We start from the raw sequence: 12,399 nt of genomic DNA on the forward strand, positions 1-12,399 counted from the left end.
TCGGCCCTGCGCCGAGTGAGGAGTGTGCCCGCGAGGCGGGCTTTATTCGCTTTCGACAAGAGGAAGACGTGTGATGAAGAAGATACGGATGACGCTGCTCGCGGCGGCGCCCATGGTGCTCGGGCTCGCGCTCGTGGGGTGCGGTGCGGTCGGTGACCGAGTCGGCATGCCCGGCATGGATCATGGCCGAGATGACCAGTCCAGGATGCCGTCGGCCGAAGTGAGCGGCGACTTCAACCAGGCGGACGCGATGTTCGCGATGATGATGATTCCCCACCATGAGCAGGCTGTGGAGATGAGCGATCTGATCCTCGCCAAGCCGGGAGTCCCGCAGGAGGTCAGCGACCTCGCTGAGCAGATCAAGGCCGCGCAAGCACCCGAGATCGAACTGATGCGCTCCTGGCTCGAGGACTGGGGTATGGACATGCCGGGTGCCGGCGGGGGGATGGGTCACGGCGACGGCATGATGTCGGACGACGACATGGCTCAGCTCGAAGCCGCGGACGGTGCAGTGGCTTGGCGACTGTTTCTCGAGCAGATGATCGAGCACCATGAGGGCGCGATCGACATGGCGCAGTCCGAACTGGAGCGTGGGGTGAACGAGGATGCGCTCGAACTGGCTGAGCGGATCATTCAGACGCAGACGGCCGAGATCGCGACGATGGAGCGACTGCTGGCGGAATAGGCATCTCGGGAATACCCCCTGGGGGTATCGCGTTCTGGTTGAGCGACTCCCGTGAGGAGAGGTTCACGCCCCGGTCGCGGGCGACGACGAAGGAGACGTCATGAGCACGCAAGAGCAAGGAAAGCAGCCCGAGCCCCCGCACGAGCACGGGCACGGGCACGAGCAGCCGCACGATCAGGGGCGGGCGCACGAGCACGAGCACGCGCACGAGCACGGGCACGAGCAGGCACCCGGTCGTCACGCGTCGCGCACGGCAGTCGAGGAAGCCCATCGCGACGTGGGCGCCACGGACGGCCGCCATGCGGACCACGGTGGGCACGCGGGGCATGATGAGCACGCGGGCCACGGTGAGCCCGCGAGGCACGGCGAGCACGCGGGGCACGGCGAGCACGCGGGGCACGGCGAGCACGCGGGCCACGGTGAGCACGCGGGGCACAGTCCGGCCGCGAATGGCGCGGGGCACGGCGGGCACGGGGGTCACTCGGGCGATCACACCGCGCAGTTCCGCAGGCTCTTCTGGATCAATCTGATCCTCGCGGTGCCGGTGCTCGCCTTCTCGAGCATGTTCGCCATGCTCATCGGCTACTCCCTTCCGCAGTTCCCCGGCGTGAACCTCATCTCCCCGATCCTGGGCACCGTCATGTACCTGTGGGGCGGGTGGCCGTTCCTCTCGGGCGCGGTCGGCGAGCTCCGGGCGCGCAAGCCCGGCATGATGCTGCTGGTCGGACTTGCGATCACGGTGGCGTTCGTCGCGTCCTGGGGGGCGAGCCTCGGTCTGCTGCACCACGAACTCGAATTCTGGTGGGAGCTCGCACTGCTCATCGTGATCATGCTGCTCGGGCACTGGATCGAGATGCGTTCGCTTGCGCAGACGACGTCGGCGCTCGACAGTCTCGCCGCACTGCTGCCGGACGAGGCGGAGCGTGTCGACGGCGACCGGGTGGTGAAGGTCGCGCCCAGCGAACTCGTCATCGGCGATGTGGTGCTGGTCCGGCCCGGAGGCAGCGTGCCGGCGGACGGAAGGATCGTCGACGGCCGCGCAGACATGGACGAGTCCATGGTGACCGGCGAGTCGCGGCCGGTCGCACGCGATGTCGGTGACGTCGTCACCGCGGGCACCGTGGCGACCGACTCGGGGATCCGCGTGCAGGTCACCGCGACCGGTGACGACACCACTCTCGCGGGAATCCAGCGGCTCGTCGCCGAGGCGCAGAACTCCTCCTCGCGTGCCCAGCGGATCGCCGACCGCGCGGCCGCCTGGCTGTTCTGGTTCGCGCTGGGTGCCGCCGCGGTGACGGCCGTGGTCTGGACGGTGATCGGCCTTCCTGACGAAGCCGTCGTCAGGACGATCACGGTCCTCGTGATTGCGTGCCCCCACGCCCTCGGGCTGGCGATCCCGCTGGTGGTCTCGATCGCGACCGAACGGGCCGCCCGGGGCGGCGTCCTCATCAAGGACCGTCTCGCACTCGAGAGCATGCGCTCGATCGACGCCGTCCTGTTCGACAAGACCGGAACGCTCACCAAGGGCGAGCCGACCGTCAGCGATGTCTCGCCGTCGGCGGGTCGCACCGCCGAAGCCGTGCTCGCGATCGCGGCGGCCGCCGAGTCCGACAGCGAACACCCCCTGGCCCGCGCGATCGTCCGGGCGGCGCACGATCGCGGGCTCGAGGTGGCGCCGGCGACCGGATTCACCTCGTCGCCCGCTGTCGGGGTCACCGCGACCGTAGATGGCGCCGAGGTGCGCGTCGGCGGGCCGCGCCTGCTCGAGGAGCTCGGAGCGTCCGAAGTGGCCGCGGCCGATGCCTGGCGCAAGGATGGCGCGATCATCCTCCATGTCGTCGAGAACGGCGTCGTGATCGGCGGCCTCAAGCTCGCCGACGAGATCCGACCCGAATCGCGTGAGGCGGTGGATGCCCTGCACGCCCTCGGCGTCGAAGTCGTCATGATCACGGGGGATGCCGAGGCGGTGGCCCGTGCGGTCGCCGCCGATCTGGGAATCGATAGGGTCTTCGCCGGTGTGCGCCCGGAGGACAAGTCCGCGAAGATCGCGTCCCTGCAGGCCGAGGGACTGCGCGTGGCCATGGTGGGCGACGGCGTCAACGACGCTCCCGCGCTCGCGCAGGCCGACGTGGGGATCGCGATCGGTGCGGGCACGGACGTGGCCATCGCCTCGGCGGGCGTGATCCTGGCGAGCGACGATCCGCGCTCGGTGCTGTCGGTGATCGAGCTGTCGCGAGCGAGCTACCGGAAGATGAAGCAGAACCTCTGGTGGGCGGCGGGGTACAACCTGATCTCCGTGCCGCTTGCGGCCGGAATCCTCGCTCCGATCGGGTTCGTCATGCCGATGTCGATCGGTGCGATCCTCATGTCGCTGTCCACCGTCGTGGTCGCGCTGAACGCTCAGCTGCTGCGGCGGCTGGATCTGGCGCCGGCGAGCAGCACGCGGAGGATCCTCGACCGCTGACCGAGGACCCTCCCGCAGAGGATGCCAGGCGTGCAGCCGGACGTGAGGATTCCGTTAGTACCGCTCAGGTGGAGGTGATCGCCCGGGTACCGTGTGCAGGTGACGATGCGACGACCGCGTACGGTGACGCGTCGCCAGAGGCTGGTATCCCGACTCCGGCTCCATCCCGCCCAGGCGGTCGCCGGGGGATTCGCCGCCGCAATCGCGGCCGGAACCGTGTTGCTGCTGCTGCCCATCGCCAAGGCCGGTCCGGGCGGTGCGACCTTCGTCGAAGCGCTCTTCACGTCCACCAGCGCGGTGTGCGTCACCGGACTCGTCGTCGTCGACACCCCGACGTACTGGACGCCTTTCGGGCACGTGGTGATTCTTCTTCTCATGCAGCTCGGCGGGCTGGGGATCATGATCTTCGCGTCGTTGATCGGCCTGCTTCTGGCGCGGCGGCTCTCCGTGCGATCACGTCTCTACGCGGCGGCGGAGGCGAAGGTACTCGGCATGGACGATGTGCGCGGCGTGATCCGCGGAATCGTCGGAGTCTCGCTCGTCATCGAAGCGGTGGTGTTCGTCCTCCTCACCTCGCGGTTCCTTCTCGGATACGGCTACTCGATCGGCGACGCCGCATGGCACGGACTCTTCCACTCGGTCTCGTCCTTCAACAACGCCGGTTTCGCGCTGTACGGCGACAGCCTGATGCGATTCGTCGCCGACCCCTTCATCTGCCTCCCGATCGCGGCTGCGATCATCCTCGGCGGGCTCGGGTTTCCCGTGATCATGCAGTTGCGGAAGGAGTTGCGGCATCCGCTGCATTGGACGATGAACACCAAGCTGGTGCTCTCCGCGACCGCGGTGCTGCTGGTCGTCGGCTCCGTCTACATCACGGCGATCGAGTGGAACAACCCGGATACCCTCGGACGGCTCGATCCGGGGGCGCGGGTGCTCGCAGGCTTCTTCCAGTCGGTGCAGACCCGAACCGCGGGCTTCAACTCCGTCGACATCGGTGCGATGCACGACGAGACCTGGCTGGGCATGGACGTGCTGATGTTCATCGGCGGCGGACCGGCCGGAACCGCCGGCGGCATCAAGGTCACGACGTTCGCGGTGCTCTTCTTCATCATGCTCACGGAACTGCGAGGCGAAGGTGCCGTGAACATCTTCGGCAAGCGGCTTTCCCGGGCGGTGCACCGGCAGGCGATCACCGTCGTCCTCATCGCCGTTGCCGCCGTGATCGCCGGGACGGGGGCGATCATGCTCCTCGCGGGTGAGGACCTCGACCGAGCGCTCTTCGAGACCGTGTCCGCGTTCGGCACCGTCGGGCTGTCCACGGGGATCACCGCCGCGCTCACCGAGCCTGCCCAGATCGTCCTGGTCCTGATGATGTTCCTCGGCCGGCTCGGCCCCCTCACGCTCGGGTCGGCCATCGCGCTGCGAGACCGGCGCATCCTCTACGAATTCCCGAAGGAGAGGCCCGCCATTGGCTAAGTTCCCCAGGTTCAGCGGATCTGATCGGTCGCACCGCGTTGCAGAAGCGCACTCGGTTGCGGTGATCGGACTCGGCAGGTTCGGTCGCGCGCTGGCCCTTGAACTGATGGCGGGAGGCACGGACGTTCTCGGCATCGACATCACCGAGGACCTCGTGCAGTCCCTCAACGGCCAGCTCACTCAGGTGGTTCGAGCGGACTCGACCAAGCGGGAGGCATTGATGCAGCTCGCCGTGCCCGAGTTCGACAGGGTGGTGGTGGCGATCGGCGGTGACATCTCCGCCTCGATACTCACCTGCTCGATCCTGCTCAGCATGGACATCCCCGCCGTGTGGGCGAAAGCGGTCGACGATCAGCATGGACTGATCCTCGAGCAGCTCGGTGTGCACAAGGTGATCTATCCCGAGAAGGACATGGGGCGGCGCGTGGCGCACCTCGTGAGAGGCGCGGCACTGGACTTCATCGAGATCGCGCCCGGGTACGCGATGGTGAAGGCACCGGCGCCTTCCTCGATCCAGGACAGACCGCTGGGGGAGACCGGCCTCCGCCGCACCCACGGAGTCACGATCGCCGCGTTCCAGCACGACGAGGATCCGTGGGACAACGCTGACAACAACACTGTCCTGCGCGCCGGCGACACGATCATCGTCGTCGGGAAGACCCGCGACGCGGAAGCGTTCGCGCAGCTGCTCTGACGGCTGCGCACCCGCGCGATCCGGCCGGCAACGCATACCGCACACGTCACGGACTCGCTCCGCGACCTCCTCTTCGAATCGCGCTGTCCCCGAAACAAGAACGGACCACCCTGCGGGCGGTCCGTTCTTCTTGGCGGAGGATAGGGGATTCGAACCCCTGAGGGCTTGCACCCAACACGCTTTCCAAGCGTGCGCCATAGGCCACTAGGCGAATCCTCCAGCAGCCCCGGAGGGCCACAGGACATCCTACCTGGTCGCCGGAGCACCCCCTGCGTACACGCTTCCCGGACGCACGATGAGCGACCGTGGCATGACGACCGCCAGGATCCGGCGGGCCGCGGGCGCTCCCGCCAGCAACTGGGCGCGAACGGATGCCGCGGCATCCGTCGCCGCGTCACCCAGCCAGTAGTCGCGACCGCTCCCGGGCGCATACGACGCCCTCTCGATCGCGCTCACGAGGGTCCACACATCGTCGGGTGCGACGCCATGCTGGTCGATGAGGCGCTGCGCGAAGGCGCGCGGAGTCTCACTGGCCGGAACCGCGATGCCGACATCGATCGCGGCATCCTGAACCATCGTCCACGCCGACGCGGCATCCCCGCCGCGCGCCGACGTCGTGAGCTGGCGCCGACGCACCTCACGCACGAGGAACGGCAGGGCGAGCACGAGGAGGATCAGCATGATGACGCCCAGCATCGGCAGCGGGTTCGCGCCTGCGAGCGGCGTTCCCGGGAGGGCTTCGTCACGCGGGTCGAGCGGCTGATTCGGATCCGCTCCCGGAGTGGTCGTCGGCGTGGGCGTGGCGCCCGGCGTCGGATTGTCCGGATCGTTGGTCGTGCCCGGCAACGACGCGGCCGGCGCGAACGACGTCGGCACGCCGAGCCCGGCCGTCGGCTCGAAGGGGATCCATCCCACGTTGTCGAAGTACACCTCCGGCCACGCGTGCAGCAGCGAACTCGAAACCGAGTAGACCGTGCGCTCCTCGCGGATGTCGGTCGTCGCCGTTCCGGGCAGATACCCGACAACGATGCGCGTCGGCATGTGCAGCGACCGCGCCATCAGGGCGAAGGCCGATGCGAAGTGCACGCAATAGCCCTCGCGCACCTCGAGGAAGCGGGCGACCGCCTCCGCGCCGCTGCCATCGAACCCGTCCTCGACGGGAGCCTCGAGCGAATAGCGGAACTCGCCGCCGCGGAACCATCGCTGCATGGCGATGAGGCGGTCGTAGTCATTGGTCGCGCCGGCAGTGACCTCGGCGGCGAGCTGGGTGATGATGTCGGGGGTGTCGGGGGGCAGCTGCGTCGTCTCGTCGCGCAGATCGGGTCCCCCCGCGCTGTACTGGCGGATCTGCTCGAGGGTGGGGCGCGGCTGGCTGGCGACGACCTCGTACGTCTGCCCCTGGGTGCTGCCCGACTGCGAGATCACGGTGCGGTTGTACGGCACGGCCGCCCACCGCCCGTCCAGGCCGGAGACCTCCACCGCCGGGAACGTCACCGGAAGCCACACCGAGGCGAGGTTGATGACCTCCACCGAGGTCGTCGTCTCGACGACGCGCACATCCGAGCTGACGCTCACCGTGCCGAGACCGAAGTCGCTGTCGAGGGGAACGGTGCGCACCCGATCCGGCTCCCACACGCCGCCCTCGAAGCGCGAGAGCGTCGTCGCGCGCAGGTACGGCGCCGCGCTGCCGTCGGTGCGGACGCGCAGCACCTCGACCGTCTCCGGACGCCGCAGGTCGTCGCCGAGCTGCAGGGTCGCGTCGATCCCCGGCCCCGGGCCGAGCCCGCCGCCGGCGCGCATCGCAGGCTGGGGCAGAAGCGGTGTCGCGACCACAGCCACGACGACCGCGATGGCGCCGATGCCGAGTGCGGTCGCCGGCACTCCGGCGGACCGCTCGGCCGCCTGCTCGAGCGGCCGCTCCCGCGAGCGCGTCTCCGCCCGGATGAGGAACAGGATCGCGACCGCCAGGAAGACGAACGCCATGACGTCCACCTGACGCGGCACCGCGATCGCCGGAATGAGCGAGACGGCGACGATCCCGATCGACGCGAGGAGCGGCATCCGTGCGGTGAGCACGACGTGATCGACGATCAGCGTGAGCAGTCCCATCGACCCGACGATGAGGAAGGCGAGCGCGACGCTGTCGTCGAGGGGCGCCGCACCGAAGACGATCTGGTCGACGGCGTCGTCGATGAGAGGCGGCACGGCACGGACGGTGTCAGGCGTGGGGATGACCCACAGCAGAGCGGTGTCGCGCAGGAACACCAGCGTCATGAACGCCACCCACACGCCGGCCTCGATGAGACTCACCGCGACAGCGGGAAGCCGGAAGCGCCGCGCCACGAAGCCCGCCGCCAGCACGGCGCTCGCGATGATGACCGATCCGAGGAGCCATCCGCCGGGCTTCACCACCCGCAGGACCGGAAGCAGTGCCGCCAGCAACGCGGCGAGCAGCGCCACGGTGAGCACCCACTCCCCGCCGCGGCGGCCGGAGCGCGGAGCGAGAGAATCAAGCGACGACATGGCTCAGCCCCCGGCCGACCGCGTTGCCCCACGCCGCCGCGAAGTCGCCGTCGGGGTCGATTGCTCCCACCCGCCAGCCATGGTCGGCTGCCCGGTCGAGCGCATCGGCGACGGGCGAGACCGCGAACAGCATGGGGAGCGTGGAGTGATGGGGGACCGCGGCGATCGCCGAGGCATCCGACGCATCGAATCTGCCCACCACGACGATGACGGGACCCGTCATCGTGCCCGCGAAGAGCCTCGCGAGGCGACCCAGCGAATCGTCCCGGCGGGCCGTGAGCGTCGCGAAGTGGGTGAGCATCGCATCGACCTCGGCCATGTCGCCGCCGTCGATCCGATCCGCCAGGACCGTGCCGTCCGAGTCGAGCACCTCGACGGCGTACCCGTCGTGCACCAGCCGCGCGACCGCCGACACGCACGCCGAGACCGCGGCCTCGAAACCCGGATCGGATCCGGGAGCGTGCATCGCCTCGGTCGACCAGCGCAGCGCACCGCGATCGAGCACGACGCTCGCCTCGGGAGTCGACTCCTGCTCTTCCTGGCGCACCATCAGCTCGTCCCGGTGCGCCGTGGCGCGCCAATGGATGCGCCGCATCGAGTCGCCGGACATGTACGGCCGGGCGACGAGGTTGTCGGCGCCCTGTCCGAGCTGGTTCGTCGTGGTGTGCAGCGTGCCTCCGGTCTCTCCGGCGAAGTCCGTCAGCGGCGGCAGGTCGACGATCGCCGGCGCCACGGTCACCGCCGTGCGCTCGCCGAAGAGGTTCTGGCGGCGCGCGAGCCCGAACGGGTCGGTGGAGCGCACCGACAGCGGGCCGATCGAGTGCACCCCGCGCCGCACGCCGCGGACGATGTACGACAGATCGACGACGCGATCGCTGCGCCGCAGCCCCGAGCCCAGGGCGGGGAAGATGCCCTTCGAGTCCCCGCTCAGCCCCTTGGGCAGGGTGTCCTGCCACACGCCCGGCGGCGTCGGCAGCGCGGTCCGCACTCCGACCCGCACGTTCACGACCGATTCGCGGCCGACCGTCGCGACATCCGGCTGAAGCGACCGCGTCACCACGTCGGAGCGCCGGGAGAGATAGAGCGAGGCCACACCGGCACCCAGGACGGCCAGCAGCAGGATGCCGAAGTACATGAGCTCCGTCACGCCGAACTCGTTCGCCATGACCAGACACAGGATCGCCAGGATGAGCGCACCCGTGCCTCGCACGGTCAGCGGCCACAGGCGTCTCATCGCAGACTCACTGACGTGCGGCGATGGGCACGCGCACGCTCGCCGCGATGCGCTCGAGGATCGTCGTGACGGCGTCGGCGGCACCCCTCGCGCGTGCACCGCCGGCGGCGCGGGTGGGGATCAGCCGGTGGGCGAACACCGGCGCGAGGAGGGCGGTGATGTCATCGGGGATGACGAACCCCCTCCCGTCGAGTGCGGCCCACACCTTGGCTGCGCGCACGAGCTGCAGCGTCGCCCGCGGGCTCGCGCCCAGCCGCAGATCGGAGTGCGTCCGCGTCGCGTGCGCCAGGGCGACGGCATAGTCCTCGATCGTCGGAGCCACATGGACCGCGCGGGCCCACGCGATGAGGTCGGTGACCTCGTCGGCCGACACGACGGCGGCGAGCTGATCGAGGGGGTTGGCGGTGTCGCGCTGTCGCAGCATGAGCGCCTCGGAGCGCTGGTCGGGATACCCCATCGAGATCCGCATCATGAAGCGGTCCCGCTGCGCCTCCGGCAGGGCGTAGGTGCCCTCCATCTCGAGAGGGTTCTGAGTGGCCACGACCAGGAAGGGACTCGGCAGGAAGTGGGTACGGCCGTCGACGGTGACCTGTCCCTCTTCCATCGCCTCGAGGAGCGCCGACTGCGTCTTGGGGGAGGAGCGGTTGATCTCGTCCGCGATCACGATGTTCGCGAAGATCGCCCCCTGCTTGAACTCGAACTCGCGCTCGACCGGGTTGAAGACGCTCACGCCGGTGACATCACCGGGAAGAAGGTCAGGTGTGAACTGGATCCGACGCACCGTCGCGTCGACGGACGCCGCGAGAGCGCGCGCCAGCATCGTCTTGCCGACGCCGGGAACATCCTCGATGAGGAGGTGCCCCTCGGCCAGCAGGCAGACGAGCGCACTGCGCACGGCCTCGGGCTTGCCGTCGATCACACTCCCGACCGAGGCGAGGATCGCGTCAGTGGTGCGCGCGAAGGCGTCTGCCGTGGGCGCGCCCGCCGACTCGGTCACTGCGGTATCGGTCATCGAGACCTCCCAAGACCGCCCGTCGGGGCGGGTAGCCAGTGCAGACGGGCCCCATTGCCGCCCACTCGTCGATCGTAACAACGGGAGGACCGCCGCGGGCCTGGGAGATCACTGGACTCTTCCCGGAGCGCGGGACCAACGGCCCAGCCGCGGGCCCGGACGGCGGACACGATCAGCCCATGACGGACACGTCCCGACGCACCCGCATGACGATCGTCGCCCTCGCGGCCGGCGTGCTGCTGGTCGTGGTGGTCGCCCTCGTCGCGGTCTTCGCGCGCGAGGACGTCGTGCCTCTCGACCCCGCCACCCCGCAGGGCGTCGTGCAGCAGTACTCGCAAGCCGTCATCGACGGTGACGTGACCACGGCACTGACCTACCTCGCCCCCGATATCGCGGACTCCTGCGAGCGGGTGCCGTTGGCGTCGGATGACGTCCGGCTGACGCTGCTCGAGAGCACCGAACGCGAGGACACCGCCCGAGTGCGGGTGCTCGTCGTGACCACCTACGGCTCGGGACCGCTCGGCCCCGACGAGTACGAGAGCGAGGAGGCCTTCGACCTCGTCGACGTCGGCGGAGAGTGGAAGATCGAGACGGCGCCGTGGTCCCTCACCGTGTGCGCCGCTGACGGAGTGCCGCGATGAGCGGGCCGAGCGTCATCCCCGACGCCGCGACAGCCGGATCCCCGGAGCGAGCAGCCACCGGCGGCGCCCAGGCCGTCGTGCGCCGCATCATCGTCCTCGTCATCCTCTTCGCGCTCGTCGTCATCGCGGCGATCGGCCTGAGCGGTCTGCTCGAACGCGCGATCGGTGCGGGCAGCGAACTCGTCGTGAGCGACGCGGCGCTGGCGCGCTCGCTGGCGTTCGCACTGATCGGCGCACCCCTGGCCGGCGGGCTCTGGTGGTGGGAGCGTCGACGGCTCGCCGCGGACGCGGGCGAGCGGGGGTCCTGGGTCTGGGCGCTCTACGTCGCGGCGATGTACCTCACCTCTCTCATCGCGGCGACCGTCTCGCTCGGGACCGCCGGCGTCAGCGCCCTCGACGGGCAGTGGCGGCCCGCGGCCCTCGCGTCGGGGGTCGTGTGGCTGGGCGTCTGGGTCTGGCACCGGTACATCCGCGGCAGCGCGACGACCGGGCCGACGCGGCTGACCGACGTTCCGGTGGAGCTCGCGGCGGTCTTCGGACTCATCGTGGCGGCATCGGGAGCCGTCGCCGCGATCGCCGTGGTCGTCTCTCAAGCGCTCGTCGGCGTATCCATCCCGATCGCCGAGTCGCCGCACTGGATCACCTCCGCCCTCCAGTCGCTCTGCTGGTTCGCGCTCGGCGCGGCGGTGTGGTGGTGGCACTGGTTCCATGACAAGGCGGTGGATGCCGCGGACGGATTCGCCCTGGTCCTGCTCGTGGTCGTGGTCGGTGCCGCCGCGGCGGCCACCCTCTTCGCCGTAGGGACCATCTGCTTCGTGGTCCTGAGGGTGCTGTTCGACACGGATCCGCTCGCCGGAGTCCTGGCCGCACTCGATGTGGCCGTCGGGGCGGCGCTGATCGGTGGCATCGTCTGGGTCGTCTATGCGAGCGTCCTCGACAGGCGATCGCGGCACGCACGGGAGGCCGGACGGCTCGTCGTGTCGGGAGTCGCGCTGATCGGCGCCGCGAGCGGCTTCGGTGTCATCGTCAACGCCCTCCTGGCCTCCCTGTCCGACCCGCTCACGGAGTCCGACCCGCGAACGCTCCTCCTCGGCGGCCTCAGCGCGCTCGCCGTCGGCGCGACGGCGTGGGGGCTCGCGTGGCGGCCGGCTCGTCATGTCGACGCGCAGGAGGCCGCGGCGCCGGCGCGGAGGACTTATCTCGTGGTGGTCTTCGGCGCGAGCGCGATCGTCGCCCTCGTGACGCTTCTCGTCATCGGCTACCGGCTCTTCGAGTTCGTCCTGGCGGCAGGCGAGGTCGGAGGGCTCGTCGAACGGATCCGCGCGCCACTGGGACTGCTGAGCGCCACCGCCCTCGTGTTCGCCTACCACTTCGCCATCTGGCGCCGCGACCGCGCGCTCGCCGGGAGGATTGCACGCAGGCGCGCCGTCGGACGGGTGATCCTCATCACGAACGGCGGGCACGACGATCTCGCGGCGCGGCTGCGCTCGGAGACCGGAGCGAGGGTCAGCACGTGGCAGGCCGCGGACCCGGGCGCGCTCACCGCACGGGACGTCCCCGCGGTGGTGGAGACTCTCCACGGGCTGTCGGCGCCTCGCGCTGTCGTGATCGCCGATGCCGACGGCACCGCCCGCATCATTCCGCTCGCTGACTGATCGGGGGTCGGCGAC

9 protein-coding genes and 1 tRNA gene are annotated in these 12,399 nt (G+C 69.9%); 6 read left to right on the plus strand and 4 right to left on the minus strand.

Annotation, left to right across the window (positions count from 1 at the left end; translation table 11 throughout):
- Positions 1 to 88: 88 nt before the first annotated feature.
- The 4 genes from HF323_RS02550 to HF323_RS02565 all read left to right on the plus strand — a co-directional run bounded on the left by HF323_RS02550 (position 89) and on the right by HF323_RS02565 (position 5,319).
- Positions 89 to 685, plus strand: a complete 597-nt coding sequence (locus HF323_RS02550; RefSeq protein ID WP_223169123.1) for a DUF305 domain-containing protein — start codon at positions 89 to 91, stop codon at positions 683 to 685.
- A gap of 100 nt (positions 686 to 785) precedes the next feature.
- Positions 786 to 3,149 carry a heavy metal translocating P-type ATPase gene (locus HF323_RS02555; protein ID WP_223169124.1) on the plus strand — a complete coding sequence of 788 codons (2,364 nt, stop codon included), beginning with the start codon at positions 786 to 788 and terminating at the stop codon, positions 3,147 to 3,149.
- Between the two features lie 105 nt (positions 3,150 to 3,254).
- A complete protein-coding gene (locus HF323_RS02560; RefSeq protein WP_169581339.1) occupies positions 3,255 to 4,625 on the plus strand; it encodes a potassium transporter TrkG in 1,371 nt (456 codons plus the stop codon).
- Positions 4,626 to 4,686: 61 nt separating this feature from the next.
- Positions 4,687 to 5,319 carry a TrkA family potassium uptake protein gene (locus tag HF323_RS02565; protein ID WP_317450969.1) on the plus strand — a complete coding sequence of 211 codons (633 nt, stop codon included), beginning with the start codon at positions 4,687 to 4,689 and terminating at the stop codon, positions 5,317 to 5,319.
- A 131-nt stretch (positions 5,320 to 5,450) separates the two neighbouring features.
- Here the strand turns inward: HF323_RS02565 and HF323_RS02570 are convergent.
- From HF323_RS02570 to HF323_RS02585, 4 genes are all read right to left on the minus strand, one after another.
- Positions 5,451 to 5,538, minus strand: a tRNA-Ser gene (locus tag HF323_RS02570).
- A gap of 27 nt (positions 5,539 to 5,565) precedes the next feature.
- On the minus strand, positions 5,566 to 7,842 hold the full coding sequence (locus tag HF323_RS02575) for a DUF3488 and transglutaminase-like domain-containing protein (RefSeq protein ID WP_169580992.1): 2,277 nt from the start codon (positions 7,840 to 7,842) through the stop codon (positions 5,566 to 5,568).
- Positions 7,829 to 9,076 carry a DUF58 domain-containing protein gene (locus tag HF323_RS02580; protein WP_169580993.1) on the minus strand — a complete coding sequence of 416 codons (1,248 nt, stop codon included), beginning with the start codon at positions 9,074 to 9,076 and terminating at the stop codon, positions 7,829 to 7,831. The genes HF323_RS02575 and HF323_RS02580 overlap by 14 nt, the downstream gene beginning before the upstream one ends.
- A gap of 7 nt (positions 9,077 to 9,083) precedes the next feature.
- On the minus strand, positions 9,084 to 10,088 hold the full coding sequence (locus tag HF323_RS02585; protein WP_169580994.1) for an AAA family ATPase: 1,005 nt from the start codon (positions 10,086 to 10,088) through the stop codon (positions 9,084 to 9,086).
- A 179-nt stretch (positions 10,089 to 10,267) separates the two neighbouring features.
- Here HF323_RS02585 and HF323_RS02590 point away from each other — a divergent pair, with 179 nt between their 5' ends.
- Together HF323_RS02590 and HF323_RS02595 are read left to right on the plus strand one after the other, a co-directional pair.
- Positions 10,268 to 10,729, plus strand: a complete 462-nt coding sequence (locus tag HF323_RS02590) for a hypothetical protein (protein ID WP_169580995.1) — start codon at positions 10,268 to 10,270, stop codon at positions 10,727 to 10,729.
- Positions 10,726 to 12,384, plus strand: coding sequence for a DUF5671 domain-containing protein (locus tag HF323_RS02595; protein ID WP_169580996.1), 1,659 nt, complete (start codon positions 10,726 to 10,728; stop codon positions 12,382 to 12,384). The genes HF323_RS02590 and HF323_RS02595 overlap by 4 nt, the downstream gene beginning before the upstream one ends.
- Positions 12,385 to 12,399 lie beyond the last annotated feature (15 nt).

The organism is Microbacterium sp. MF43 (assembly GCF_012847295.1).
Classification (GTDB): Bacteria; Actinomycetota; Actinomycetes; order Actinomycetales; family Microbacteriaceae; genus Microbacterium.

Bases quoted from the DNA above. Each gene is read 5' to 3' on its own strand.
- HF323_RS02550 (WP_223169123.1), top strand. From the start codon at position 89: ATGACGCTGCTCGCGGCGGCGCCCATGGTGCTCGGGCTCGCGCTCGTG.
- HF323_RS02555 (WP_223169124.1), top strand. From the start codon at position 786: ATGAGCACGCAAGAGCAAGGAAAGCAGCCCGAGCCCCCGCACGAGCAC.
- HF323_RS02560 (WP_169581339.1), top strand. From the start codon at position 3,255: ATGCGACGACCGCGTACGGTGACGCGTCGCCAGAGGCTGGTATCCCGA.
- HF323_RS02575 (WP_169580992.1), bottom strand. From the start codon at position 7,842: ATGTCGTCGCTTGATTCTCTCGCTCCGCGCTCCGGCCGCCGCGGCGGG.
- HF323_RS02580 (WP_169580993.1), bottom strand. From the start codon at position 9,076: ATGAGACGCCTGTGGCCGCTGACCGTGCGAGGCACGGGTGCGCTCATC.
- HF323_RS02585 (WP_169580994.1), bottom strand. From the start codon at position 10,088: ATGACCGATACCGCAGTGACCGAGTCGGCGGGCGCGCCCACGGCAGAC.
- HF323_RS02590 (WP_169580995.1), top strand. From the start codon at position 10,268: ATGACGGACACGTCCCGACGCACCCGCATGACGATCGTCGCCCTCGCG.
- HF323_RS02595 (WP_169580996.1), top strand. From the start codon at position 10,726: ATGAGCGGGCCGAGCGTCATCCCCGACGCCGCGACAGCCGGATCCCCG.